General features: G+C 60.4%; 23 protein-coding genes and 2 pseudogenes. 16 read left to right on the top strand and 9 right to left on the bottom strand.

What is annotated here, in order from left to right:
• The first annotated feature begins 6 nt into the window (after positions 1 to 6).
• The 4 genes from WBR25_RS04910 to WBR25_RS04895 all read left to right on the top strand — a co-directional run bounded on the left by WBR25_RS04910 (position 7) and on the right by WBR25_RS04895 (position 3,762).
• Positions 7 to 876 (top strand): SDR family oxidoreductase, encoded by an 870-nt coding sequence (locus WBR25_RS04910; RefSeq protein ID WP_445981514.1) that lies wholly within the window; start codon positions 7 to 9, stop codon positions 874 to 876.
• A 1-nt stretch (position 877) separates the two neighbouring features.
• On the top strand, positions 878 to 1,510 hold the full coding sequence (locus WBR25_RS04905) for a tetratricopeptide repeat protein (RefSeq protein WP_479749496.1): 633 nt from the start codon (positions 878 to 880) through the stop codon (positions 1,508 to 1,510).
• A 132-nt stretch (positions 1,511 to 1,642) separates the two neighbouring features.
• Positions 1,643 to 2,329, top strand: a complete 687-nt coding sequence (locus tag WBR25_RS04900) for a response regulator (protein ID WP_005335091.1) — start codon at positions 1,643 to 1,645, stop codon at positions 2,327 to 2,329.
• Positions 2,326 to 3,762, top strand: a complete 1,437-nt coding sequence (locus WBR25_RS04895; RefSeq protein ID WP_479749495.1) for an ATP-binding protein — start codon at positions 2,326 to 2,328, stop codon at positions 3,760 to 3,762. Before WBR25_RS04900 ends, WBR25_RS04895 begins: the two co-directional genes overlap by 4 nt.
• A 38-nt stretch (positions 3,763 to 3,800) precedes the next feature.
• On the opposite strand, the gene rloA3 is transcribed toward WBR25_RS04895, so the two are convergent.
• Positions 3,801 to 4,295, bottom strand: coding sequence for a retropepsin-like aspartic peptidase RloA3 (rloA3, locus tag WBR25_RS04890; protein WP_323910935.1), 495 nt, complete (start codon positions 4,293 to 4,295; stop codon positions 3,801 to 3,803).
• Between the two features lie 381 nt (positions 4,296 to 4,676).
• Here rloA3 and WBR25_RS04885 point away from each other — a divergent pair, with 381 nt between their 5' ends.
• From WBR25_RS04885 to WBR25_RS04865, 5 genes and pseudogenes are all read left to right on the top strand, one after another.
• Positions 4,677 to 5,720 carry a GMP reductase gene (locus WBR25_RS04885; protein WP_005348017.1) on the top strand — a complete coding sequence of 348 codons (1,044 nt, stop codon included), beginning with the start codon at positions 4,677 to 4,679 and terminating at the stop codon, positions 5,718 to 5,720.
• Positions 5,721 to 5,816: 96 nt separating this feature from the next.
• The gene (earP, locus tag WBR25_RS04880; RefSeq protein WP_479749494.1) at positions 5,817 to 7,013 is read left to right on the top strand and encodes an elongation factor P maturation arginine rhamnosyltransferase EarP; all 1,197 of its coding nucleotides are present in this window, start codon (positions 5,817 to 5,819) and stop codon (positions 7,011 to 7,013) included.
• A 45-nt stretch (positions 7,014 to 7,058) separates the two neighbouring features.
• The gene (gene efp / locus WBR25_RS04875; RefSeq protein ID WP_005362323.1) at positions 7,059 to 7,625 is read left to right on the top strand and encodes an elongation factor P; all 567 of its coding nucleotides are present in this window, start codon (positions 7,059 to 7,061) and stop codon (positions 7,623 to 7,625) included.
• A gap of 134 nt (positions 7,626 to 7,759) precedes the next feature.
• A pseudogene (locus tag WBR25_RS04870) lies at positions 7,760 to 8,523 on the top strand (DUF3530 family protein).
• A 145-nt stretch (positions 8,524 to 8,668) separates the two neighbouring features.
• Positions 8,669 to 9,625: a D-2-hydroxyacid dehydrogenase gene (locus tag WBR25_RS04865; protein WP_236288913.1), complete on the top strand. Its 957-nt coding sequence runs from the start codon at positions 8,669 to 8,671 to the stop codon at positions 9,623 to 9,625.
• A gap of 96 nt (positions 9,626 to 9,721) precedes the next feature.
• On the opposite strand, the gene WBR25_RS04860 is transcribed toward WBR25_RS04865, so the two are convergent.
• Entirely contained in the window at positions 9,722 to 10,204 is a 483-nt protein-coding gene (locus WBR25_RS04860) for a YMGG-like glycine zipper-containing protein (protein ID WP_069526422.1), read from the bottom strand.
• A 247-nt stretch (positions 10,205 to 10,451) separates the two neighbouring features.
• On the bottom strand, positions 10,452 to 12,002 hold the full coding sequence (locus WBR25_RS04855) for a sensor domain-containing diguanylate cyclase (RefSeq protein ID WP_162516197.1): 1,551 nt from the start codon (positions 12,000 to 12,002) through the stop codon (positions 10,452 to 10,454).
• Between the two features lie 248 nt (positions 12,003 to 12,250).
• Between WBR25_RS04855 and WBR25_RS04850 the strand changes: the two genes are divergently transcribed.
• Positions 12,251 to 12,853, top strand: coding sequence for a nitroreductase family protein (locus WBR25_RS04850; RefSeq protein ID WP_005348028.1), 603 nt, complete (start codon positions 12,251 to 12,253; stop codon positions 12,851 to 12,853).
• 114 nt (positions 12,854 to 12,967) lie between these two features.
• Here the strand turns inward: WBR25_RS04850 and WBR25_RS04845 are convergent, their stop codons facing one another.
• On the bottom strand, positions 12,968 to 13,618 hold the full coding sequence (locus tag WBR25_RS04845) for an HAD-IA family hydrolase (RefSeq protein ID WP_479749493.1): 651 nt from the start codon (positions 13,616 to 13,618) through the stop codon (positions 12,968 to 12,970).
• A gap of 8 nt (positions 13,619 to 13,626) precedes the next feature.
• Entirely contained in the window at positions 13,627 to 13,872 is a 246-nt protein-coding gene (locus WBR25_RS04840) for a hypothetical protein (RefSeq protein WP_129503447.1), read from the bottom strand.
• Positions 13,873 to 13,988: 116 nt separating this feature from the next.
• On the opposite strand from WBR25_RS04840, the gene WBR25_RS04835 reads away from it, so the two are divergent.
• The gene (locus tag WBR25_RS04835; protein WP_257124470.1) at positions 13,989 to 14,897 is read left to right on the top strand and encodes a LysR family transcriptional regulator; all 909 of its coding nucleotides are present in this window, start codon (positions 13,989 to 13,991) and stop codon (positions 14,895 to 14,897) included.
• 92 nt (positions 14,898 to 14,989) lie between these two features.
• Here WBR25_RS04835 and WBR25_RS04830 read toward each other — a convergent pair whose 3' ends face one another.
• From WBR25_RS04830 to WBR25_RS04815, 4 genes and pseudogenes are all read right to left on the bottom strand, one after another.
• On the bottom strand, positions 14,990 to 15,928 hold the full coding sequence (locus WBR25_RS04830; protein WP_307896341.1) for a sensor domain-containing diguanylate cyclase: 939 nt from the start codon (positions 15,926 to 15,928) through the stop codon (positions 14,990 to 14,992).
• Positions 15,929 to 16,127: 199 nt separating this feature from the next.
• Positions 16,128 to 16,784: a cold shock domain-containing protein gene (locus WBR25_RS04825; protein WP_307896821.1), complete on the bottom strand. Its 657-nt coding sequence runs from the start codon at positions 16,782 to 16,784 to the stop codon at positions 16,128 to 16,130.
• Positions 16,785 to 16,916: 132 nt separating this feature from the next.
• Positions 16,917 to 17,479, bottom strand: a pseudogene (locus tag WBR25_RS04820) (cysteine hydrolase family protein).
• A 49-nt stretch (positions 17,480 to 17,528) separates the two neighbouring features.
• A complete protein-coding gene (locus WBR25_RS04815) occupies positions 17,529 to 18,692 on the bottom strand; it encodes an FAD-dependent oxidoreductase (RefSeq protein ID WP_307896340.1) in 1,164 nt (387 codons plus the stop codon).
• Between the two features lie 265 nt (positions 18,693 to 18,957).
• Between WBR25_RS04815 and miaB the strand changes: the two genes are divergently transcribed.
• The 5 genes from miaB (at position 18,958) to lnt (ending at position 24,629) form a co-directional block, all read left to right on the top strand.
• The gene (gene miaB, locus WBR25_RS04810) at positions 18,958 to 20,391 is read left to right on the top strand and encodes a tRNA (N6-isopentenyl adenosine(37)-C2)-methylthiotransferase MiaB (RefSeq protein ID WP_005335132.1); all 1,434 of its coding nucleotides are present in this window, start codon (positions 18,958 to 18,960) and stop codon (positions 20,389 to 20,391) included.
• Between the two features lie 54 nt (positions 20,392 to 20,445).
• Positions 20,446 to 21,495, top strand: a complete 1,050-nt coding sequence (locus WBR25_RS04805; RefSeq protein WP_157162094.1) for a PhoH family protein — start codon at positions 20,446 to 20,448, stop codon at positions 21,493 to 21,495.
• A complete protein-coding gene (gene ybeY / locus WBR25_RS04800; RefSeq protein WP_005354089.1) occupies positions 21,492 to 21,956 on the top strand; it encodes an rRNA maturation RNase YbeY in 465 nt (154 codons plus the stop codon). Before WBR25_RS04805 ends, ybeY begins: the two co-directional genes overlap by 4 nt.
• A 95-nt stretch (positions 21,957 to 22,051) precedes the next feature.
• Positions 22,052 to 22,936 carry a CNNM family magnesium/cobalt transport protein CorC gene (corC, locus tag WBR25_RS04795; protein WP_005354092.1) on the top strand — a complete coding sequence of 295 codons (885 nt, stop codon included), beginning with the start codon at positions 22,052 to 22,054 and terminating at the stop codon, positions 22,934 to 22,936.
• Between the two features lie 148 nt (positions 22,937 to 23,084).
• Complete coding sequence (lnt, locus tag WBR25_RS04790) at positions 23,085 to 24,629, top strand: apolipoprotein N-acyltransferase (RefSeq protein WP_307896339.1); 1,545 nt, start codon at positions 23,085 to 23,087, stop codon at positions 24,627 to 24,629.
• Positions 24,630 to 24,686 lie beyond the last annotated feature (57 nt).

Raw genomic sequence — 24,686 nt, 5'->3', positions numbered from 1 at the left:
CATACCATGAACCTTGAAGGGAAACTCGTGCTGCTCACCGGCGCCAGCGGTGGCATAGGTGAAGAGCTGGCGCAGGAGCTGGCCGCCCAAGGGGCACACCTGCTGCTGCACGGACGTCGCGGCCCGGCACTGGAGCGGCTGTGCAAGTCACTGCCCCACCCCGAGCGCCATCAGGTGGTGCTCGCCGACCTCGGCTCAGCACAGGAGCGGGCCAAGCTGTTGCAACACCCTGCGCTGGAGGACGGGATCGACATCCTGATCAACAACGCTGGCTGCAACCAGTTTGCCTGGCTGGAAGATCAGAGCTTCGAGCAGGTGGAGCGCCAGCTGCTGCTCAATATCGAGGCGCCCATCCAGCTCACCCGTGCCCTGCTGCCAACCATGCGCAAGCCGGGGATCATCATGAACATGGGGTCGAGCCTGGGCAGCATCGGCTACCCCGGTTACAGCGTCTACTGCGCCAGCAAATTTGCCCTGCGCGGCTTTAGCGAAGCGCTGGGACGGGAGCTGGAGGGGAGCGGCATCAAGGTGCTGCACTTTGCCCCCCGCGCCACCCGCACCAAGCTCAATTCTGAGGCCGCTTACGAGATGAATGCAGCGCTCGGCACCCAGACCGACAGCCCGCAGGAGGTGGCCGAAGAGGCGGTCATCGCCCTGTGCAACGAAACCCGCCGCAGCTGGCTCGGCTGGCCGGAAAAACTGTTCGTGCGGCTCAATGCCCTGCTGCCCGGCATTGTCGACAAGGCGCTGGCCAGACAGCTGCCGATCATCAAACGTTATGCCCGTCATCTTCAGCCAGGGACGACTGATACCTGCGCCAACAGTGCGCCACAACCAGACTTGTCCCGCCCGATCCCGACCAAGAAGGAGCATTAATATGAATTTTTTCCGTCAATCCGTGACCTCTTGTGCCATCGCCATCCTGCTGGGGTCCTCCTCGGTCATGGCCGCGGGTGATGCCCTCGTCCCCATCCAGCAACAGTGGGCCGTCTGCCAGTATCAACAGACCGGCAAGGCGAAAGAGAGCTGCCTCGAAACCCTGAGCACCCAGGCCGAAGCGGCCAGCGCCAAGGAGCCTTTTCGCGCCGATCTGCTGATCTGGTCTGCCATCGTCAAGAGCACCTGGGCGGGGGCCAAAGGGGGGCTGGGGGCACTGGGTCTGGTGAAAGAGGCCAAGGCCAAGCTGGAGCTGGCGCTCAAGCAGGATCCCAAGGCGCTGGACGGCTCTGCCTACACCAGTCTGGGCTCCCTCTACTATCAGGTGCCCGGCTGGCCGGTCGGCTTTGGCGATGACGAAAAGGCAGAACAGCTGCTCAAGCAGGCGCTGTCCATCAATCCGGATGGCATCGACCCCAACTTCTTCTATGGCGACTTCCTGCTGGATCAGGGTCGCAAAGCCGAGGCCAAAACCTATCTCGACAAGGCGCTGGCCGCCCCGGCCCGCCCGGGCCGCGAAGTGGCCGACGAAGGGCGCAGAATGGAGATCCGCGATCGACTGGCCAAGCTATAAAACCCTGATGGATCAAAGAACTATTTAAACTCTGCCCACCAGCTTGCATACTGGTGGGCAGGGTTGTTTATGCCACGGCACGCCCTGGCGCTGAGCCAGATCGCCACACCCAACAAACCAAGGGAGAAAAGAATGCGGATCCTGCTGGTAGAAGATGATGTGATGCTGGGGGATGGTATGCAGGATGCACTGCGCCATAGCGGCTATACGGTGGACTGGCTGCAACAGGGGTTGCCCGCTCTGGCAGCCCTCAAGAGCGACGAGTTCGCCGCCCTGATCCTCGATCTCAACCTGCCCGACATCGATGGCCTCAGCCTGCTGCGCAAGTTGCGGCGTGAAGGACACCAGCTGCCGGTGCTGATCCTCACCGCCCGCGATGCGCTGGACGATCGGGTAGTCGGCCTCGATGCCGGCTCCGACGACTACATGGTCAAGCCCTTCGCCCTGCAGGAGCTCAACGCCCGCCTGCGCGCCCTGGTTCGTCGCAGCAAGGGGCAGGCTCAGGCGGTACTGGAGTATGGCGACATCCTCATCTATCCCGAATCCCAGCAGGTCACCTATCAGGGGGAGGCGGTCAAACTCACCCCCCACGAATACAAGTTGCTGCAGGAGCTGATCAGCCAGAGCGGCCGGGTGCTGAGCAAGGATCAGCTGCAACAGAGCCTCTACGGCTGGGATGAAGGTGCCGAGAGCAACGCGGTAGAGGTGCATATCCACCATCTGCGCAAGAAGTTCTACAGCGACCTCATCCGCAATATTCGCGGGGTCGGCTACATCATTCCGCAGCTCGAACAGCCAAGCCGGACACCCGCACGATGAAACGCCCGCGCTCCATTCGCCGCTTTCTGCTCACCGGTATCCTGACGCTGGTGAGCCTGAGTCTTACCATCAGCGCCTTTATCGGCTACATGGAGGCGAGCCACGAAATGGAGGAGCTGTTTGATGCCCGCCTCGCACAGTCGGCCCGCATCACCAACCAGCTGCTGGCTCGCTACATGGCCCAGCAGGGGCAACTGCCCGCCAACGGCACCGTCTATCAGGAGTGGGAGGCGCAAAATCCCGATGAGTGGCAAAAAGACCCCAGCCTCAACCTGACCGGCGAGGATCGGGAGATCACCCCCTACGGCCACGAGTTCGAACGCAATCTCTACTTCCAGCTGCTCGATGAAAAGGGCGGCTTGCTGCTGCGCGCCCCCAGCGCCCCGGATCAGCCGCTGGTCACCCTGGCTATCGGCTTTGACACGGTCGAAAAAGATAATCACCAGTGGCGCACCTTCACCCTCTACAACCAGCAGGAGCAGACCTGGCTGGTGGTGGCCGAACGGGACGACGAGCGCAGCGAACTGGCCAGCAAGATGGCCACCCTCACCATGCTGCCGCTACTGATCACCCTGCCGTTCCTGCTGGCCCTGCTCTGGTGGCTCATCACCCGCGGGCTGGCACCCCTGCGCCAGCTGGCCCAGGCCATCAGCGAACGTCACCCCGCCAACCTGAGCCCCCTCAGCCTCAAGATAAGCGCTCAGGAGCTGACCCCCCTCACCAACGAGATCAACCGGCTGATGCAGGCGCTGGCGGAGACCATAGAGCGGGAGAAGCAGTTCACCAACGAGGCGGCCCACGAGCTGCGCACCCCGCTGGCGGTGCTGCGGATCCACAGTGAAAATGCCCTGACTGCCGAAGATGAAGTGAGCCGCCAGCAATCCCTGCACAAGATGCTGCAAGCCCTCGATCGCAGCGATCGGCTGATCCGCCAACTGCTGACCCAGGCCCGTATCGACAACCAGCAGGGACTGGTGCTGACCGAGCTGGAGATAGGCCACCTGCTGCAAGGCACCCTGGCAACGCTGGCTCCCATCGCGCTCAAGAAGGATCAGCAGCTATCGCTGGAGTGTGAATTTCCGCTGCTGGTGATGGGGCAGGCCACCCTGCTCGAACTGCTGTTCAGCAATCTCATCGACAATGCGCTGCGCTACACCCAGCCGGAGGGTGAGATCAGGGTGCGGGTACTGCGAGAGGGCAACCGGGTGAGGGTGGATGTGAGCGACAACGGCCCCGGCATTCCCGCCAGCGCCTTGCCCCGGCTGTATGAACGCTTCTTTCGGGTCAATCCCCAGCAGGGGGATGGCGTCGGCCTTGGCATGGCCATCGTCTCGCGCATCGTCCAGTTGCACGGCGCCGACCTCGATGTCCACAACCGGCCGGAAAGGGGGCTGGAGGTGAGCGTGTTACTCCCGCTCCCGCCGGCAAGATAAGCGATAAGTAAAGAGCCCGCGATGCGGGCTCTTTACTTTCAATGACAATCTGGCTGCACGGTAAAGGTTCGACTGGAATCCACCGGGCCCAGCTCGGCCAGCAGCCGGCGGCCCAGCAGCACCGGATAGATCATCTTGCTGCGATCCCGCAGGGTAAACCATTCCTCATACACCTTGTCCCCCAGACAGATGGACATGGTCACCGTTGGCCGCTGCTCCATACCGCCCGCCCCGCGCACCGTCACGCTGCGCTCGACCCTCCGTTCGAACTGTTGTTTGACCAGTTTGCCGCTGTCGGCATCGGTCACCACCAGCATGAAGCGCACCCAGGGCTTGCCATCCCGTTTGAATCTGGTGATGGCGCGTGCATCGAGGGAAGAGGTGAGCGCTCCGGTGTCAAGCTTCATCTTCACCGCCACGCCGCTAGGCAAAATAAGCCCCTTCTCGATCCAGCCATAGCTGGTCGGGGTCTCAGCCAGCGCACTGCCACACAGTGCCAGCATCAGGGTGATCCCCACCATCATCTTGCCCATTTTACTGCCCTGCCTTGTCAATCCTGCGCCCAGATCTACCACAGTCCCATTGTGGGTCAATCCGATTTATTTCAGCTACTTGGATAATATCTGGCGGGTCAGGAGAGAGACGACAAAGTGTGGCCGAACGGCGGCCCAAGCGGGCGGGAATATCGAAGGAGAGCAAGGCACCGAACAGTGCTGGATGAAACTGGTGGTTAACCTCAGGTTGTGACGCCAAAGGCTACCACAAGGATTTACAAATTATCAGTCTTGTTCTGAAGGGATTTTTGCCTACACTGTTGTAAACCGGAGGGCCTGAAAACCACCGGTTTTTTTGCGCCTGCCGAAAATTTGCCACTGCAAAAGTGACTTTCAACAAGGCTCAATAAGGAATTTGTAATGCGTATCGAAGAAGACTTGAAGCTCGGTTTCAAGGATGTCCTGTTCCGCCCCAAGCGCTCTACTCTCAAGAGCCGTTCCCAAGTAAGCCTGACCCGTCAGTTCACCTTCAAACACACTCAGACCCAATGGCAAGGCGTACCCGTCATCGCCGCCAACATGGATACCGTCGGCAGCTTCGCCATGGCGCGCACGCTGGCCGGTTTCGAGATGATGACCGCGGTACACAAGCACTACAGCCTTGAGCAGTGGCAAGCTTTCGTCAACGAGACCGACCCGGCGCTGCTGGGCCATGTGATGGTCTCCACCGGCACCTCGGCTGAAGATTTCGCCAAGACCCGCCAGATCCTCGCCATGTCCGAAGCGCTGCGCTTCATCTGTGTCGACGTGGCCAACGGCTACTCCGAACACTTCGTCGAGTTTGTACGCAAGATTCGTGAAGCCTGCCCCAACCACGTCATTCTGGCGGGCAACGTGGTGACCGGCGAGATGGTCGAAGAGCTGATCCTCTCCGGCGCCGACATCGTCAAGGTCGGCATCGGCCCTGGCTCGGTCTGCACCACTCGCGTCAAGACCGGTGTCGGTTATCCGCAACTCTCCGCCATCATCGAGTGTGCCGATGCGGCCCACGGCCTCGGCGGCCAGATCGTCGGTGACGGCGGCTGCACCTGCCCGGGCGACGTCGCCAAAGCATTCGGCGGCGGCGCCGACTTCGTCATGCTGGGCGGCATGTTGGCAGCCCACGAGGAGTGCGGTGGCGAGATCGTCGATGTAGACGGCGAACCCTTCATGAAGTTCTACGGCATGAGCTCCTCCAGCGCCATGGACAAACATGCCGGCGGCGTCGCGGAATACCGCGCCTCCGAGGGAAAAACCGTACTGCTGCCCTACCGCGGCCCGGTCGAGAACGCCGTGCGCGACATTCTGGGCGGCGTGCGCTCCACCTGTACCTACGTGGGTGCCAGCCAGCTGAAAGAGCTCACCAAGCGCACCACCTTTATCCGGGTACGCGAGCAAGAGAACAACGTCTACGGCAAGGAGTAACCTGCCACAGACCGCCGTCACACGCTGACGGTTAGAAGCCAGTCAACCGGTGTGCTACCCTGCGCACCGGTTTTTTTGCATCTGGGATCCCGAGCCATGAGAACTCCCCTGCCCCCGTTTGACTGGGACATCTTCTGCTGCGTCGTCGACAACTTCGGTGACATCGGCGTCACCTGGCGACTCGCCCGCCAGCTAAAACGGGAGGGGAATATTGCGGCACATGGCGATGAGGTTCAGGTGCGGCTCTGGGTGGACGATCTGGCAAGCTTTGCCCGCATCTGTCCGGGCCTCGACCCGGCGCAGGATGGCCAGTGGGTCGATGGCATCTATATCCAGCACTGGCATGAGACCCTGCCGAGCGACATGACACCGGCCAGGGTGGTGATCGAGGCCTTTGCCTGCGAGCTGCCCGCCCCCTTCATAGAGCTGATGGCGAGCCAACCCAGCCCCCCATGCTGGATCAATCTGGAGTACCTCTCGGCAGAGAGCTGGGTCGAGGATTGCCACGGCCTCGCCTCGCCCCAGCGGGTGGGCAACCAGAGCCTCAACAAATACTTCTTCTTCCCGGGCTTTACCGCTAAAACCGGCGGTCTCCTGTGCGAGCACGACCTCATCGCCGAGCGGGAACAGTGGCAGCAAGATGATGCGGGACTGGCAGCCTACTGGGCCAGTCTCGGTTTGCCGCCAAAACAAGAGCACGAGCTGCGGGTCAGCCTCTTTACCTACGAGAGCGATGCGCTGAAGAGTCTGGTCGAGAGCTGGTGCCAAAGTGCCACGCCCGTCACCCTGCTGCTGCCGCAGGGGCGCTCTCTCAACGATGTGCTCACCGGTGCCGGTCTGACTGATGCCATCCCTGCAGCCAAAGCGGGGGATCTGCTCCACTCGGGCAACCTCACCATCAAGCTGCTGCCGATGACAGATCAGGCCGGTTACGATCGACTGCTGTGGAGCTGCGATCTCAATCTGGTGCGTGGGGAGGACTCCTTCGTACGGGCCCAGTGGGCGGCTCGTCCTTTCCTCTGGCACATCTACCAACAGGAGGAGGAGGCTCATCTGGTCAAGCTGGAGCAGTTCCTCGATCACTACTTATCCGATTTGCCCGCCGAATGTGCTCAATGGCTACGCTGGTTCAATCTAGCCCTCAATCGTGGCGAAGATTGCGGCGAACTTTGGGCTCAATGGCCCCGATATAGCGCCATTTGGCAGCAACATGGGCGAAGCTGGTCACAGAAGTTGCTCCGGGATGGGGATCTCGTCACACGGTTGGTGAAATTTTTAGAAAGCCGTATATAATCTGGCAGTTTTTATCCGTCCGTTTCACGAACAGGAATTTTTTACATGAAAACCGCACAGGAAATCCGCGCTGGTAACGTAGTCATGATCGGCACCGAGCCGATGGTGGTTCAGAAGGCTGAATTCAACAAATCCGGCCGTAACTCCGCCGTGGTCAAAATGAAGCTGAAGGGCCTGCTGAACGGCAGCGCTACCGAGACCGTCTTCAAGGCCGACGACAAGCTGGACGTTGTTCAGCTGGAACGTAAAGAGTGCACCTACTCCTACTTCTCCGACCCCCTGTATGTCTTTATGGACACCGAGTACAACCAGTACGACGTAGAGAAAGACAACCTGGGTGACGTGCTGAACTACCTGGTAGACGGCATGGAAGACATCTGCGAAGTGACTTTCTACAACGAGAAAGCCATCTCCGTAGAACTGCCGACCACCATCGTGCGCGAAGTTGAGTACACCGAGCCGGCTGCCCGTGGCGACACCTCCGGTAAAGTGACCAAGCCTGCCCGTCTGAAAGGAACTACCTACGAGCTGGCTGTTGCCGCTTTCGTAGAGATCGGTGACAAGATCGAAATCGATACCCGCACCGGCGAATTCAAGCGTCGCGTCAACTAATTGACCGCTTTGAATTGATTGCAAAAAAGCGAGCCACCGGCTCGCTTTTTTATTGCTTGCGAGTTGCCATCGCACCGCTTGCCTTCAGAAAATCCCGCCGCAGCCGCTAACCCAGATAACCGGGGGAGCACACTATGGCCAGATTATCCTTATCACTGCTGTTATTGACCTTGCTGGCTGGCTATGGGGCAGAGGCGAGCGAGGTCGCGCCCCCCGTTGCCGAGCCAATGCCCCTCGATCACTGGCAAGCGAGCGACTGGAAAGGGCAACCCGAAGCCACCCGGATCGAAAAGCAGACGGTGCTGTTCGCCAGACACGACAGTGAAAACTATCTGGGGCTCGCCATTTTACTGCCCGACTGGCAGCGCAGCGGCCAGCTCTGGCAACTGACTCGCGCCCTCGTCGACTGGGCTTTGATACCCTGCTGCTGCTGCCCTCCCCCCAACAGACCGAACTGGACCCAGCCGCCGAGAAAAAAGCGAAAAACAGCGATGAGTTTCGCAAGCAGTTTGCCGAGCGGATCAGCAAGCTGGCCGATGCCAAGCTGCAGGAGGGGGGCTTCAAGCTGATCCTGGCGCAAGGTACCGGCGCCGCCTGGACAGCCAACCTCATCGCCAGCGAACAGTTGCCAGCCCCCGATGCGCTGGTGCTGCTCGATGGCTTCTTCCCCAACCAGCAGAGCAACCAGACCTTGGCCAAACAGGTGGCTCAGGCGGCCATCCCCACCCTGGACCTCTATCAGGAGGATGGCGGTCGCTGGCCACTGCTGGCCGCCGAGGCCCGCAAAAGCGAGAGCCGGCGCAGCAACAAGCTCAACTATCGCCCCTACGCACTGATGGAGCTGGAGGAGACCCCCACCCGCATTCAGGGCTGGCTCAACCATCTGGGCTGGCTCTAAACCAGCCGCCACCGTGGCGCAATAAAGCGCGCGCCAGCTCACATCTGCCGGATAAAGCCCAACCCTGCCACGGCGACGATCTGGCCCTGACCGCATCCTCTTTGGCATCATGGCCTCTCGAACCTGAACAATGGCAGGAAGGTCCATGCAGCAAATCGTATTTCTCGACAGCGATACCCTGGATGCGGGCATCACCCTGCATCACCCCGACTTCCCCCACCACTGGCAGAGCTATCCAAGTACTACCCCGGAACAGGTGGTGGAACGGCTCAAAGATGCCAGCATCGCTATCATCAACAAGGTACGGATCGGCGCCGCCGAACTGGCCCAGCTGCCAGAGCTCAAACTCATCGCGCTCGCCGCCACCGGCAGCGACAACGTGGATCTTGAGGCGTGCCGCGCCGCCAACATCGGGGTGTGCAATATCCGCAACTACTCGGGCCCCTCGGTGCCGGAGCACGCCATGGCGCTGATGCTGGCCCTGTCGCGCAACCTCTTCTGCTGGCGCCAGTCGCTGCTGGAGGGGCGCTGGCAACAGAGCGGACAGTTCTGCTTCTTCGACCACAACATCATGGATCTGCACGGCAAGCAGCTTGGCATCATCGGCAAAGGGACGCTCGGACAGGCGCTCGGCGAGCGGGCCAAGGGAATGGGGATGACGGTACGCTACGCCCAGAGCCAGGTCGGCGCCAGTCACGACGAGGATCGCTTGCCCCTCGACGAGTTGCTGCAAAGTTCGGATGTGATCAGCCTGCACTGCCCGCTCACCCCCTACACCCGCAACCTGATTGGCGAGCGGGAGCTGGATCTGATGAAACCGGGCGCCCTGCTGATCAACGTCGGCCGTGGCGGGCTGGTGGATGAGGAGGCGCTGCTGCAAGCGCTGGCCAACGGCCGCCTCGGTGGCGCCGGTTTCGATGTGGCAAGCGTCGAACCCCCGCCACCCGACCATCCCTTGATGAAGGCGCTGCAATACCCTCACTTCATTCTGACCCCCCATGTGGCCTGGGCCAGCGAAGAGTCGATGCAGCGTCTCGCCGATCAGCTGATCGACAACATCAACGCCTTTGCCGCCGGTCGCCGCCAGCACCGGCTGGTGTAACCGCACGAGCGAGTCACCGCAAAATCGAGTGACCACACCATGCAAAACGGGACCAACAGGCCCCGTTTTGCATCTTCCGCACTCACTGCACACGCATCAATCGTCGTCATGCCATCTGTGCTTTTTATGCTTTTTGTACTTCTTGTGGTGCTTGTGATGGTGATGATCGTCGTCATCATCGTAATAGCGATCCTGGCTCTTGTGACCATCGCCGGTCTTGGCACCGATGGCAGAACCGCTCGCCCCGCCGACCCCGGCGCCGATCAGCTGACCGGTATCACCACCGACACTCTTGCCGATGGCGGCACCGCCCAGCGCCCCCACCGCACCGCCAAGGGCCGCTTCATTCTTGTTGCCCTTGTTGGCCGTCGCCGCACCACCAGCAGCACCGCCCAATGCCGCCCCCACCAGCGCACCGGTATCGCCACCCAGCTCCTTACCGATCATGGTGCCCGCTACACCGCCTGCGCCGCCACCCAAAATGGTATTGAGGGTCTCGGAGGAGTGCACGGTCGTGCTGCCAGCCAGCAAGGCGCCCAGCAGTGCCAGTGCGCGAAGAGCACGCGAATTCATCTCCATGGGTACTCCTGTCAAACCTGATTAATATTCAGCGGCACTATACAAAGCGCCACGGGGTTCGCCAGCCAGTAGAAATGAGGGATGCGACAGTCAATGGCCGCACGGCTACTGCCAAAAATGGAAGAGTAAAATCAAGCGATTGAATTTAAAGATTAAAATCACCAAAAAGCCAAACTATTACGGCAGGGTGACCCACAATCTGGTTGTCGTGTCCCGGCACAGGCCCGCCGCGCTGGGACAAAAGCTGTCAGTCAGCAGCCTCATCCGCCAAATGCCAGCAGTCCCGGCCAGCCTCCTTGCTACGATAAAGGGCTGCATCAGCACGCTCGAAGATGGGGTCGGCAACGGGTGAATGGCAGGCGCCGCCGATACTCAAGGTGACCTGTCCCTTGTGCTCACGCCACTGTTGATGTCGCACTACGTCCAGCAGACAATTGAGCTTCTCCGCCAGCTCATCCTGTGGCTGTTGCAGCAGAGCGGCAAACTCATCGCCACCAATCCGGTAAACCGTGCTCACCCCCAGCACATCAGCAAGGCAATTGGCCACCCGACATAGCACCTGATCGCCGAAGGCATGACCCCGACTGTCATTGAGTCCTTTGAAGTGATCAATATCAAACAGCAGCAGCCAGAAGCGCTCCCCCCTCAGCTCCAGCGCGCTCTTGTGCTGCTCGAAGGCTCGCCGGTTCATGATACCGGTCAGAGGGTCCCGCAACAGCGCATCCTGCCCCTTGAGGAAGCTGGCCCTGACCTGATCGATCTCGTTCAGGCTGCGTCGCACAAACCAGGTATTGGCCTTGGTGATGGGGGGAGAACTCTCCAGATTGCGCACGATACCGGTCAGTGAACCCGACACCAGCGCCTGCTCCTGGCGGAAGATCCGCACCAGCAGACTAAGTGTGCAACACCAGATGGCAAACAGGGAGATCAATGGCAAAACCACCATCTGCAGCGCCTCATAGAGGCTGTTGCGAAACAGCACGGGCGGCAGATAGATATTGAGATCCCAGCCAATATCCGCCAGCTCGCGCTTCAGGAAAGTGCCATGACACAACACATCCAGACCGAGCCACTGCTGGCCCTGATGTTGCTCGATAGGGTGATCTGCCAGCAGATCCATATTGCTGCCCACCACCAGCTGGCCGCTGTCGCGCAAGGTAAGATAGAGTGCGGCCTGATTGCCACCAACCGTCCGCTGTAGCGCCTGCTGCAGCGAGTCGAACGACATGTCGACCATCAGCAGCCCCAGCAGTTGCCCCTGATCGTCCCGCACCCGTTTGATCAGGCTGAGTATCAATTCATTGGTATTGTATTCAGGGTAGGGGCCAAACCAGACGAGCTCGTCGCCCGGCATGGTGGTCACCTGATACCAGGGTCGCAGCGCCGCCTGATAACCGGGGGGCGGTAGCCAGTCCGGGTAGCTGTCGATACGATCCGCGTTCAGGTTGTAAAAGTAGATGTAGTGGTTACCTGGTTTGATCTTGTGCGCAATGGCCCAGATGGGGGAGTCGGCCAGCCCGCCGCGAGCGATCTTCTCCTTGTCGAGCGAGGCCTCCAACACTGCCAGTTGCCGCTCATTGACCTTCACCATCTCGTGGATCAGGGACGCTTCAACGGAGGAGGCCATGTGGCCGAAGCCGGATACCGTCATATCGATATCCCTCAGATAGCTGGCAATAGCCATGATGATCGTCACTATCAGGATCATCAAACCAATTAATGCAGAGAGGGGGACCAGCACATAGTAGCGTTTATTGAGATACGAACGGCTCACATCACATCCGAACCAAGAAAACATACGGGGATTGTGGGAGAGAAAGGAGAGTGAATCATTGATTAATATCACTTTCGCGCCCCTTAAATGACACTTCCAACACTAACGAAACGTCATGGTTCGCAAACGAATATCAACTGACAGGAAAAACGCTAGTTACCCCGGGTTAACCCCGCTCTGCATTGCGGGTGTTATAGTCTATACCTGATTCGGCCGGTGCTGGACAAACCGTCCATCACCGGCTGCAACGCCAAGCAGAACAAGGAGATGTTATGAGCAGTCCGTTTATCGAACAGATCAAAGCACGTCGTACCATCTATGCCCTGGGCGACCAGGTGTCCCACACACCGGAGCAGCTGACGGCCCTGATCCAGGATGCCATCAGGCACAGCCCCTCCTCCTTCAACTCACAGAGCTCCCGTGCCGTCATCCTGTTTGGCGCCCAGCACCACAAGCTGTGGGATATCGTCAAAGCCGAGCTGAAAAAGATTGTGCCGCCGGAAGCCTACGCCCAGAGTGAGGCCAAGGTAGATGGCAGCTTCCGCGCAGGCTTTGGTACCGTGCTGTTCTTCGAAGACACCGACGTCATCAAGGATCTGCAGCAAAAATTTGCCCTCTACGCAGACAACTTCCCCATCTGGTCGGAACATGCCACCGGCATCGCCCAGTTTGCGGTCTGGACAACGCTGGCGCAGGAGAAAGTCGGTGCCTCCCTGCAGCACTACAACCCGCTGATCGACGAGGCGGTACGCAAGGAGTGGAACCTGCCCGCCAGCTGGCTGCTGCGCGCCCAGATGCCCTTTGGCAGCATCAAGCAACCGGCCGGTGACAAGACCTTTATCGACGACGCTACCCGTTTCCGCGTTTTCAAATAACCGTTGAGAAAGCAAAACGCCCCCGCATCTCGGGGGCGTTTTTATTGCGGCATACAGTGTTGATGGCGATGGTTCATACCGCAATCTGCGGTCGTAATACGCTCTATCCACCGCTCAGGTGAGCAGCGTCACCAGCAGGGACTCGACTTTCCCCAACGCCACCTTCACCTCGCGCCAGTCGCGGATCACCGCCACCACCGCCGGATTGAGCGGCGCATCGTCCCCTACCTGCACCACGGTGCAACCTGCACGCAGGGCGCTCTCGATACCGGCCGAGGCATCCTCGAACACCAAGCAACGAGCGGGCGAGACGCCAAGCCGTTCAGCCCCCAGCAGATAGGGCTCGGGATCGGGCTTGCCATTGATCACTGCTTCGGCCCCCACCAGTACATGGGGCAGCGGCAAACCGGCACAACTCAGGCGATGGCGAGCAACCCGCTCACTGGCGGAGGTCACAATGGCCCAATGCTCTGGCGGCAAGCGGCGCAGCAACTCGCCAGCCCCAAAGATGGCGTCGCCACCGGTATGCAGCATCTCCAGCTCGTCGAGGCGCGCCGCCTCCCGCTCCACATCCAGCTGCGGGGCCAGCGCCCGGATCACCTCACGTGAACGCATACCGTGGCACATAACCAGTACCGGCTCTGGGGCAAGCTGATGATGCTGACACCAGAGCCGCCACACCTTCTCCACATCGCCGGTCGAGCAGACCAGGGTGCCATCCATATCGAGCAGCAGGGCGGATACCGACAGGGTGATCGTGTTCATGCCAGCACTCATACAGGCACCCCGGCCAGCTCGGGCAGAGAGCCAGAGAGTGCATCGGCAAAGGCCTGCTGCTGGGCGGCACGCTCATAACAGGCCAACGCCTGCTCGGCACTGCCAGCCCACACTTGCAAGGGGCCGACCACAAACCCCTGTTGCAACAGGCTGGCGAGCAGCTCCCCCGTCTCCGGGGCCACCAATGGCTGGGCCAGCACCAGCGTGCCCTTGATCAAAAAGAGATAGCGTTGGGTAGACATGATATGGCTCCTTGTTCCGGTTCAGAGGAGGGCGATTCCCCCCTTGCCACGCCATTAGAACAAGGCGATTAGATAATTTATAATCAATAAATCACTACTTTGGATAACCAATTGGAATGAAATTCGACTTGAGGCAACTGCAGGCGTTTGTGACGCTGGCCGACACCGCCAACTACCGGGAAGCGGCCAGCCGCCTCTTTATCACCCAACCGGCCCTCACCAAGCAGATCCAGGGGCTGGAGCAGACACTGGGCTGCACCCTGTTCAAGCGGGGTCGCCACGGCGCCGAGCTGACAGCGCTCGGTGCCCAGCTGCTCACTCAGGCGAGTGCGCTGGTCGAGCACGGTCGGGAGTTCGAAAGCCATGCGCTGGCGGTGGCGAGCGGCGTGGCCGGTCGGCTCAAGATTGGCTTCGGTCTGTCAAGTTTCGCACTGGCCCCTGCGCTGGTGGCCCGCTTCAAACAGCAGGTCACGGACGTGATGGTCCATCTGCAGGATATGCCCTCCGCCATCCAGCAGGAGCAGCTGCTCTCCGGCCAGTTGCAGCTTGGCTTTATGCGCAGACCTCAGACGCCGCAGTTGCAGGAGCACAGACTGCTGATCGACCGGCTGGTGCTGGCGGTGCCGACACGGATGAGCGAGCCAGACCCGACCGCATTCGACGTCCAGCAGGCACTGACCAGTCAACCCCTGTTGCAGATGGTGGGCCACCGCTGCCCCGGTCTCAGCCAGCAGATCGCCGGTTTTCTCGGCGCCAATCGGCTGACCGGCATGGTTCAGGAGGCCGAAGATATCCAGACGCTGGTGGCGCTGGTCGCGGCGGGCATCGGCAACGCCATCCTGCCGCGCAGCGTCAGCTTTATCGCAGGGCCCGATGTCACCCTCTATCCCCTCTCAGGCCCCAGCTCCGAGTGGGAGGTCAGCATGGTATGGAATCCGGACTTTGCCGACCCCATCCGGGATCACTTCGTCAGGCAGGTGATCGCCAGCCATCCCCTGCCGGTGTCGGCCACGCCCGAGCGCTGAAACCAACGCTCGCTGGTAGCCAACATCGTGCCACGTCAAAACAGTGCGCCCCCATCAAGGGGGCGCATGCAGGACAAAAGCGGCAATGCGGCTCAACAGCTGGCGCAGTGGCTACGGTTTTTACCCGCCCCCTTGGCGCAATAAAGCGCCGCATCGGCCGCAGCCAGCAACGCCCCTTCCCCCTCCAGCAGTTGCTCTGCCGTGTAGGTAGCAATGCCAATGCTGGCGCTAAGCTGAATATTATTTGCCACCACGATGTCGAGATCGTTGATGGCTTGGCGGATTTCCTCCGCAATCCGCTGGGCCGTATTTTGGTCGGTATTGCCGAGGATCAGGGCAAATTCGTCACCACCAAAACGGCAGGGCAGATCCGCCGGACGCTGGCAGAAGGATTGCAGAAGATGGCCCACCAGCTGGAGCGAGCCATCTCCCATCTGATGACCAAGATGGTCATTGCACGCCTTGAAGTTATCCAGATCCAGCATGATGAGGGAGAGCGGGGTATGTTCCCGCATGCTGCGCCGCCACTCGTTATGCAAAAAACTGTTGAACAGCCGCCGATTAGCCAGTCCGGTCAAAGGATCGTGGAGGGAGAGGCTTTCCACTTCCAGCTCCAGCAGCTTGCGCTCGGTGATATTGATATGGGCGATGGAAAAATATTCGGCATCAAGACCGGGGACCGGCGCGACTCGCATCATAAACCAGCGCTGGGTGTCGGGGCTGTGGCAGGGGTATTCCAGATAGAACTTCTCCTGCTGATGACGGATAACCCGGAGGATCCCCTCCACGGCAGCCAATCCAGAGGGCTCGGCTTCAGCGTCACAAGCCCCCATATAATTGACCCCAATCCAGTTATATCCCTTGGGCATGCCGTTTTGCTCGGCAAACAGATCCCAGGCGAGATTGGTGTAATGGATCACGCCATCCCGATCTATCACCGATATCTGGTCTTCCAGCGAATCCAGCAGCGCAGCCAGATGATGGGCTCGCTCGGCGAAGTGACTCTGCCGCTTCTGTATATCATCCGCCATGGTGGCCATCCTGTGGCAAAAGTGGCATACCGCCATCTATTAACAATTGAGTCAGCAGATAGAGTAAAGCACCCCATTCCCACTTAGCCAACTGAGACCAAATTTCACCATCGAACACCATCCGGCAAGGTTTCAGGCCAGTTTCCCTGTTCCGGATAACAAGAGCACATCATGAGCATATGTATTTGATAAGTCACATTTAATGACCACACCACTGATTTTCGCAAGGGATGCCATCGCCCTCTCCATCCATTTTGGTGTTCGGGCAATGTTGCAAAAACCAGATTGCCTCCTCGCAGGAGGTCATCTGGGAACAATGCTGCCGACCATCACACTGGCGAATAAAGGTCGTTGCCTGTGGCGTGCTGACCTCCTCCTGATTGAAAGAGGAGACCGGCAATGGCGCCATCGACTCGGCCGAGAAACGGGTATAGATGGAAAAAAGGCCGACGAGCACCAGCAGGGGGATCAATTTGCCACTCCAGCTGCTCTTGCGACGTCGATAGGGGTTACTCCGCTCTCTGGTAGAAGTGGGTCGTGGCGGCTGACTTACCGCCCGAAATGATGGCGCCGCCGATGATGCGGCCGAGGGCACGGCATCCGCCAACGTGAGCGGGCGATCGGGGAAAAAGACCTGTAACGCCCTTGGCTTGCCATCCTGGCCACTACCGATCAGATAGGTGACACGCTCCCCCGGCTCTGGCACCCGGCCATCTGATTGCAGCGCCGTAACATGCACAAACAGCCCCGCACTGCGTGATCCATTGGTTGCCTGCTCGGCGCCATTTTGCTCCGGCGTAATAAATCCAAAGCCGCGCGCCTCGTTCCAGCTCGCGATCCGTCCCTGATAACGCATCTGTCCATCCTTGTTGTTATCCATGTGAGCACTATCTTGCCCGACAATCATGTTGCCCAAAAGTGCTGCGGCCCGACAGGGGGCCGCAGAGTCAATCTCAAAACGGTGATCGGGTGCAGCCTGCGTTAAGGATCAAGCCAGCCGGGACACCTTGATGATCTCGGCGATGCGACCCAGCATCCGCAGCGAGGTGTGATGCTCAGTGGCATCTGCGGCGGCGCAGGCATCCTCCAGAATGGTGATGGCGTAGTCGCGATCGTGACCATCCCGCGCTGCCGCCTGAATGGCCCAGCTAGTGCTCACCCCGCACAGATAGAGGTGGTCGATGTGATTGGCCCGCAGCGCAGGCTCCAGCGCCGTGCCATAGAAGGGACTGACCCTGGGCTTGGTCAGCACCAGATCGCCGGGCGGCACATCCAGATCCGGATGAAAGTCGGTGCCGCTGTCAGCCAAAGAGAGCGCCCCCAACTGGTGAGTGCGACCAAACATGGGAGACCCCTTGGGCTGCAGTTGATAGCCGCCGTCAAAGCCCACCTTGATCAGCACAACCAGCCATGAGCGCGGGCATGGGCCAGCGCCTGATTGGCATGCGCAATGGCATCCTGCTCCACCACGTGGGCTGCGGAGGCGGCAATGCGCCCGTCGGGGTGGGCGATGTCGTTGATAAAATCGATCACCAGCAGTGCCTTGTTCATCACCTTTGCTCCTTCGCGCATTCAGCCCGTGCTATCTGGTTTCTACCTGTCAAACCAGCCCCAGTGCATAGCGCAGCGCCATCTCCTTTAAGGGGCCAGCTTTATCCGCCAGATTGAGGGCCAGATTGCGGGCCAGCTTGAGGGGGCCAATCTCGTTGCTGAATACCCCGTAGAAGAGATCCATTCCCGACTGCATCAGCAGGTTGTCGGGGCGACGGCGCCGCTCGTAACGCTCGGCCAACGCCAGTTGATGCCAGTCGGCGCCAGCTCCTTGCAGCAGATCAGCCCAGCAGGCTACATCCTTGAAGCCGAGGTTGACCCCCTGCCCCGCCAACGGGTTGATGGTGTGGGCAGCATCGCCAAGCAACACCACCCGACCGGCGTGATAGTCGTTGGCGTGGCGGCGCACCAGCGGGAAGCTCCCCTTGCCGGTGACGGTAAATCCGCCGAGCCGGCTTGGGAAGTGGCGACGCACCTCGGCGGCAAGCCCTTCGTTGCTCATGGCTGCCAGCGCCCGGATCCGGGCCGGGCTGTCATACCACACCAGAGAGCCGTGCTGGCCTGGTAGTGGCAGGAAGGCGCGCGGGCCGCTCGGGGTGAACTGCTGCCAAGTGATATCTTCCTGCGCAAAGTCGGTGTCGATATTGATCAGCATGCAGTGCTGGCGGTACTCGAAGCGCGATACGCCGATACCCGCCAGCTTGCGGGTGTGGGATTCGGCACCATCGCAAGCCAGCACCCAGCGGGCCGCCAGCTCGGTGTCATCGTCCAGAGTCAGCACAGCTTCATCTGCACTCTGGCGCAGGCTGGTCACCGCCGCCGGGGTGTGGGTCTGGATGGTGGGGAAATCCTCCATCCGTTTGAGCAGGGCGAGCTGCACCAGCCGGTTTTCGATGATGTAGCCGAGCTGGGGCAGACCGAGATCGGCGGAATTGAAGCGGGTGGCAAAACCGTCCAGCTCCCAGGTCTCCAGCCGGCGGTAGGGGCAGAGCCGCATCTGCTGCAGATGGTGCCAGGCACCGGCCTGCTCCAGCAGCGCCACCGAGGCCTGACTGATGGCGGAGACCCGCAGATCCAGCGGCTGCTCCGGCGCGTAATGCTCCGGCAGTTGGGTCTCGATGACCCGCACCGAGAGGCCCTGAGCTGCCAGCAGGCAGGCGGTGGCGGCGCCCACCATACCGGCGCCGACGATGGCGATATCACACTGTTCCATACATTTATTCCTGAAAGGGTGCGTCCGGCGACAGCGCCCGGACGTGAACCGGATGGCTGCATGATAGCGCAAGGGCGACTGATAAACAGTGAGACAAACGGGGAATTGCTGCGTCAAATCAAGGAGAAAGCTTATTGAGCTTGCTGGCAACAGGTATCGGGTGAGCACCATTGCCAGCTGGATATTAGCTAGGCAGTATCCAGATTGCGGAGTAAAATGCGCGGTCCTTTGACCATGCCGATTTCAAAACAAGTCAAGAGAAGCAATGAGCAAGAAACTTCACATTAAAACCTGGGGTTGCCAGATGAACGAGTATGACTCGTCCAAAATGGCCGACCTGTTGGATGCCAGCAATGGCTACACCCTTACCGAAGAGCCCGAAGAGGCAGATGTCTTGCTGCTGAATACCTGCTCCATCCGCGAAAAGGCGCAGGAGAAGGTGTTCCACCAGCTGGGACGCTGGAAAAAGCTCAAGGCCAACAAGCCCGGTCTGGTGATCGGCGTGGGTGGCTGTGTTGCCTCTCAGGAGGGCGATGCCATCCGCCAGCGCGCTCCCTATGTGGATATCGTGTTCGGCCCGCAGACCCTGCATCGCCTGCCCGCCATGATCAAGGAAGTGCAAGAGGGCCGTGGTGCCCAGGTTGATATCGCCTTCCCCGAGATCGAAAAATTCGACAGCCTGCCCGAACCGCGCGCCGAAGGGGCCACCGCGTTCGTCTCCATCATGGAAGGCTGCTCCAAATACTGTACTTACTGCGTGGTGCCCTACACCCGCGGCGAGGAGGTGAGCCGACCGCTGGACGACGTGCTCTACGAAATCGCCCAGCTCGCCCAGCAGGGCGTGCGCGAAGTGAACCTGCTCGGCCAGAACGTCAACGCCTACCGCGGCCCGACCTTTGATGGCGGCATCTGCACCTTCGCCGAGTTGCTGCGTCTGGTGGCCGCCATCGACGGTATCGATCGCATTCGCTACACCACCAGCCACCCGATCGAGTTCACCGACGACATCATCGAAGTCTACAAAGACACCCCGGAAGTAGTCAGCTTCCTGCACCTGCCGGTGCAGAGCGGCTCCGACCGTATTCTGACAATGATGAAGCGCCCGCACACCATCCTGGAGTACAAATCCAAGATCCGTCGCCTGCGTGCCGCCCGTCCCGACATCACCATCAGCTCCGACTTCATCGTTGGCTTCCCGAACGAGACGGACGAAGACTTTGAAGCGACCATGAAGCTGATCGAGGATGTGGGTTTCGACATGAGCTTCAGCTTCATCTTCAGTCCGCGCCCCGGTACGCCGGCCGCCGACATGCCCGACGATGTCGACATGGAAGTGAAGAAAGCCCGTCTGGCCCGCCTGCAGCACGTCATCAACAACCAAGCGATGCAGATTGGCCGCGCCATGCTGGGCACCACCCAGCGCATCCTGGTGGAAGGGCCCTCCAAGCTCGACCCGATGCAGCTGTGTGGCCGCACCGAGAACAACCGGGTAGTCAACTTCGAAGGCCAGCACACCCTGATCGGCGGCTTTGCCGACGTGGAGATCACCGAGGTACGTCCCAACTCCCTGCGCGGCAAGTTCATCCGCGGCGAAAGCGAGATGAACCTGCGGATCGCCACCGCCCCGAGCGAAATCCTGGCCCGTCGCCCGGATAACGTACCGGACGAGCTGGGCGTTGCCGCCTTCACTCCCCATTAATCCCCTCCTCCCCATGCGCCCGGCGGATGGGGAACGCCTTGAGACGAGGATATTTTGAGCCGACACATCTCGACCCTGAATCTGCATCTGGAGCCCGCCGACAACCAGCGCCTTGCCAGCCTGTGCGGCCCCTTCGATGACAATATCAAGCAGCTGGAGCGCCGCCTCGGCGTCGAGATCAGCTACCGTGACAGCCACTTCCAGTTGGTGGGCAAACCGGCCCAGCTGGATGCCGCCGCCGTCATCCTCAAGCACCTCTATGTGGAAACCCAGCCCCTCAAGGGTGGCAAGGTGACCGATATCACCCCCGACATGGTCCATCTGGCCATTCAGGAGTCGCGGGTGCTGGAGCAGGATGACGAACCGGCGCCGAGCATCCCCTATGGCAAGGAGGTGACGGTCAAGACCAAGCGCGGTCTCATCAAGCCACGCAGCCCCAATCAGGCTCAGTACATTGCCAACATCGTGCGCCACGATATCTGCTTCGGCATAGGCCCAGCCGGTACCGGCAAGACCTATCTGGCGGTCGCGGCAGCCGTGGATGCACTGGAGCGTCAGGAAATTCGCCGCATTCTGCTGACCCGCCCAGCGGTGGAAGCAGGCGAGAAGCTGGGCTTCCTGCCCGGCGATCTCTCCCAGAAGGTGGATCCTTACCTGCGCCCCCTCTACGACGCCCTGTTCGAGATGCTGGGCTTTGAGCGGGTCGAGAAGCTGATGGAGCGCAATATCATCGAGGTGGCGCCGCTCGCCTATATGCGCGGAAGAACCCTCAATGACGCCTTTATCATTCTCGATGAGGCCCAGAACACCACCACCGAGCAGATGAAGATGTTCCTCACCCGCATCGGCTTCAACTCTAAGGCCGTGGTCACCGGCGACATCACCCAGGTAGACCTGCCGCGCAACGCCAAATCCGGCCTGCGCCACGCGCTGGAAGTGCTGCCAAAGGTCGATGGTCTGTCGTTCAACTTCTTCGAGTCCAAAGACGTGGTGCGCCACCCGGTGGTGGCCCGTATCGTGCAGGCTTACGAGGCATTCGATGCCAAACAGGCAACCGAGAAGGTGGCCGGCCAAACAAACTCCAGCAAAGAGAGTGAGCAATGAGCGTAACCCTGGATCTGCAACTGGCCAGTGCCAGCACTGACGGCCTGCCCACCGAAGCCCAGCTGCAAGGCTGGCTCGACGGCACCATTCTCGGCTTCCAGCAGGAGGCTGAAGTGACGGTGCGCATCGTCGACGAGGCGGAGAGCAACGAACTCAACCTCACCTATCGCGGCAAGGACAAGCCCACCAACGTGCTCTCCTTCCCGTTCGAGGCGCCACCCGGTCTGGAGCTGCCGCTGCTCGGCGATCTGGTGATCTGCCGTCAGGTGGTAGAGCGCGAGGCCGAGGAGCAGGGCAAGCCCCTCATGGCCCACTGGGCCCACATGGTTGTGCACGGCAGTCTGCATCTGCTAGGTTATGACCATATCGAGGATGAGGAAGCCGAAGAGATGGAAGCGCTTGAGCGCGACATCATGCAGGAGCTCGGTTTTGCCGATCCTTATCTGAACGACGAAGAGTAAAACGCCGGACGGTCATCGACTTGAAACAGCATATGGCCATCCTTATATAACCCGAACTATTTCAAGTGTGTTCATACGAGTAACCAAGAGAGAAAATGACCGACGATCACCCTAGTACCGGCTCGCCGAAGAAAACCTGGCTCGACAAACTCAGCCAACTCTTCCAGGGCGAGCCAAAAGACCGCAATGATTTGGTAGACGTGATAGCCGATGCCGAAGAGCGCGACCTCATCGATCAGGATACCAAGGACATGATCGAGGGGGTGCTGGAGATCGCCGATCTTCGCGTGCGCGATATCATGATCCCCCGCTCCCAGATGGTGACCATCGAGAAGTCCCAACCGGTGGATGCGATCCTGCCAGTGATCATCGAGTCCGGTCACTCCCGCTTCCCGGTGATCAACGAGGACAAGGATCATGTGGAGGGCATACTGCTCGCCAAGGATCTGCTCCCCTTCGGGTTTGGCGGCCATCACGCCAGCGAGCCGCTGCAGCTCGAGAAAATCTTGCGCCCCACGGTGATCGTGCCTGAAAGCAAACGGGTTGACCGTCTCCTCAAGGAGTTCCGTGAAGAGCGCTACCACATGGCCATCGTGGTCGACGAATTTGGTGGCGTCTCCGGTCTGGTGACAATCGAAGACATACTGGAACTGATCGTTGGCGAGATCGACGACGAGTTTGACGACATCGAGGATGAGCCGGACGAAATCCGCCGCCTCAGCAAGCGGGTCTTCTCCATCAGCGCCCTGACCGAGATCGAGGATTTCAACGACTTCTTCGGCACCAAATTCAGCGATGAAGAGGTGGATACTGTGGGTGGTCTGGTAATGCACGCCTTCAGCCACTTGCCAAAGAAGGGCGAGGAGATTGAGCTGGACGGCTACCTGTTCAAGGTGATGCATGCCGACCGGCGCCGTCTGCAGCAACTGCAGGTGAAGATCCCCGAACACCACGCGGCGGCGCAATCCGAGCCGCAATAGGCAGCTCTGCTCGATGTGTGAAACAACGCCCCGACCTCGGGGCGTTGTGCTCTCTGCCACCGGCATCGAGGCTCGCCGTTGCCACGCTTACAGGTTAAGATACCGGCCATTCGACCCCAGTTGCACACCAAGACGAGCACCATCGCCCGTGAGAATATCCCCTGTTACTTCCAAAATTCTGTTAAGCCTTAGCGCGCTGGCCTCTGGCGCCATCGCCGTGCTGGCCTTCTCCCCCTTCGGCTACTGGCCGCTGGTGATCCCCTCCCTGCTTGGCCTCTACGCTCTGCTGGACAAAGCCACGCCGAAACAGGCTGCCTGGCGCGGTTTTGGCTACGCTATGGGACTCTTTTTGCCGGGCCTGTGGTGGATCCACGTCAGCATGACCGAGTTTGGTGGCATCCCGCTGCCGGTCGCCTTTGTGCTGCTGGCCGGGCTCTCCGCCTATCTGGCCCTCTACCCGACGCTCGCCTGCTGGGTCTTTGCCCGCTTTTTTGGCGGCCGTCACTGGAGCCGCTGGCTGCTCGCCTTCCCGGCCCTCTGGTTGGTGGCTGACTGGCTGCGCGGCTGGGTGATGACCGGCTTCCCCTGGCTCTGGTTTGGCTACAGCCAGATCGACGGCCCCCTCAAGGGCTTTGCCCCCATTCTCGGGGTACAGGGCATCACCCTTGCTCTGCTGTTCTCCGCTTCCGCTATCTGGCTGGTGTGGAAGTCCCGCTCCCCTCTCTGGCTGGCGGTGCCTGCCATGCTGGTGGCCGGTGCTCACGGTCTGATGCAGCTCAACTGGGTGACCCGTGGCGAGCCGGTCAAGGTGGCACTGGTGCAGGGCAATATCGCCCAGTCCCTCAAGTGGGATCCGGAGGCGCTGGCCCCCACGGTGCGCACCTATCAGGACTTGAGCCGCGAGAATCAGGATGCCGACATCATCGTCTGGCCGGAATCGGCGATCCCGGCCATCGAGAAGGCGATGGGCCCCTATCTGGAGAATCTGGACAAGGCGATGAAGGTGAACGATACCGGCCTGCTGGCTGGGATCATTCACTACGACGAGCAGCAACAGCGCTTCTACAATACCGTGCTCGGCATGGGGGTGCAGGATGCGGATGGCAAGGAGTCCTACTTCTACAACCACCCCAACCGCTACAACAAGTACCACCTGCTGCCCATCGGCGAGTTCGTGCCATTTGAAGATCTGTTGCGCCCCATCGCCCCCTTCTTCAACCTGCCGATGTCCTCCTTCAGCCGGGGTGACGAAGTGCAGCCCAACCTGATCGCCAAGGGGCTCAAGTTTGCCGCCGCCATCTGCTACGAGATCATCTTCCCGGAGGAGGTACGCCGCAACGTCAATGCCGATACCGACTTCCTGCTGACCGTCTCCAACGATGCCTGGTTCGGCACCAGCATCGGTCCCTGGCAGCATATGGAGATCGCCCGGATGCGCGCGCTGGAGCTGGCTCGTCCGCTGCTGCGGGACACCAACACCGGCATCACTATCGTCACCGAGATCGACGGCAGCATCATCGGCCAGATCCCGCAGTTTGAAGCGGGCGTGCTGCGCAGCGAGGTACGTCCCGCCCACGGCGAGACCCCCTACATGCGCTTTGGCAGCTGGCCCCTCTATGGCCTGACCGTACTGCTGCTGGGTCTGGCGCTGGCGCTGCGCCCCAAGGCCCACCCCTGGGCCCGCGAGCTGTAATGGCCATCCACCATCCCTGATAAACAACGAGGCGCCCGCAGGCGCCTCGTTTTTTTA

This window comes from Aeromonas sp. MTB (genome assembly GCF_056632455.1).
The sequence above is the reverse complement of the archived record's forward strand: the minus strand, read 5'-3'. Positions and strand labels throughout refer to the sequence as shown.

Coding starts and splice junctions, on each gene's coding strand:
- WBR25_RS04910 (WP_445981514.1), top strand. CDS start 7: ATGAACCTTGAAGGGAAACTCGTGCTGCTCACCGGCGCCAGCGGTGGC.
- WBR25_RS04905 (WP_479749496.1), top strand. CDS start 878: ATGAATTTTTTCCGTCAATCCGTGACCTCTTGTGCCATCGCCATCCTG.
- WBR25_RS04900 (WP_005335091.1), top strand. CDS start 1,643: ATGCGGATCCTGCTGGTAGAAGATGATGTGATGCTGGGGGATGGTATG.
- WBR25_RS04895 (WP_479749495.1), top strand. CDS start 2,326: ATGAAACGCCCGCGCTCCATTCGCCGCTTTCTGCTCACCGGTATCCTG.
- rloA3 (WP_323910935.1), bottom strand. CDS start 4,295: ATGGGCAAGATGATGGTGGGGATCACCCTGATGCTGGCACTGTGTGGC.
- WBR25_RS04885 (WP_005348017.1), top strand. CDS start 4,677: ATGCGTATCGAAGAAGACTTGAAGCTCGGTTTCAAGGATGTCCTGTTC.
- earP (WP_479749494.1), top strand. CDS start 5,817: ATGAGAACTCCCCTGCCCCCGTTTGACTGGGACATCTTCTGCTGCGTC.
- efp (WP_005362323.1), top strand. CDS start 7,059: ATGAAAACCGCACAGGAAATCCGCGCTGGTAACGTAGTCATGATCGGC.
- WBR25_RS04865 (WP_236288913.1), top strand. CDS start 8,669: ATGCAGCAAATCGTATTTCTCGACAGCGATACCCTGGATGCGGGCATC.
- WBR25_RS04860 (WP_069526422.1), bottom strand. CDS start 10,204: ATGGAGATGAATTCGCGTGCTCTTCGCGCACTGGCACTGCTGGGCGCC.
- WBR25_RS04855 (WP_162516197.1), bottom strand. CDS start 12,002: ATGTTTTCTTGGTTCGGATGTGATGTGAGCCGTTCGTATCTCAATAAA.
- WBR25_RS04850 (WP_005348028.1), top strand. CDS start 12,251: ATGAGCAGTCCGTTTATCGAACAGATCAAAGCACGTCGTACCATCTAT.
- WBR25_RS04845 (WP_479749493.1), bottom strand. CDS start 13,618: ATGAACACGATCACCCTGTCGGTATCCGCCCTGCTGCTCGATATGGAT.
- WBR25_RS04840 (WP_129503447.1), bottom strand. CDS start 13,872: ATGTCTACCCAACGCTATCTCTTTTTGATCAAGGGCACGCTGGTGCTG.
- WBR25_RS04835 (WP_257124470.1), top strand. CDS start 13,989: ATGAAATTCGACTTGAGGCAACTGCAGGCGTTTGTGACGCTGGCCGAC.
- WBR25_RS04830 (WP_307896341.1), bottom strand. CDS start 15,928: ATGGCGGATGATATACAGAAGCGGCAGAGTCACTTCGCCGAGCGAGCC.
- WBR25_RS04825 (WP_307896821.1), bottom strand. CDS start 16,784: ATGCGTTATCAGGGACGGATCGCGAGCTGGAACGAGGCGCGCGGCTTT.
- WBR25_RS04815 (WP_307896340.1), bottom strand. CDS start 18,692: ATGGAACAGTGTGATATCGCCATCGTCGGCGCCGGTATGGTGGGCGCC.
- miaB (WP_005335132.1), top strand. CDS start 18,958: ATGAGCAAGAAACTTCACATTAAAACCTGGGGTTGCCAGATGAACGAG.
- ybeY (WP_005354089.1), top strand. CDS start 21,492: ATGAGCGTAACCCTGGATCTGCAACTGGCCAGTGCCAGCACTGACGGC.
- corC (WP_005354092.1), top strand. CDS start 22,052: ATGACCGACGATCACCCTAGTACCGGCTCGCCGAAGAAAACCTGGCTC.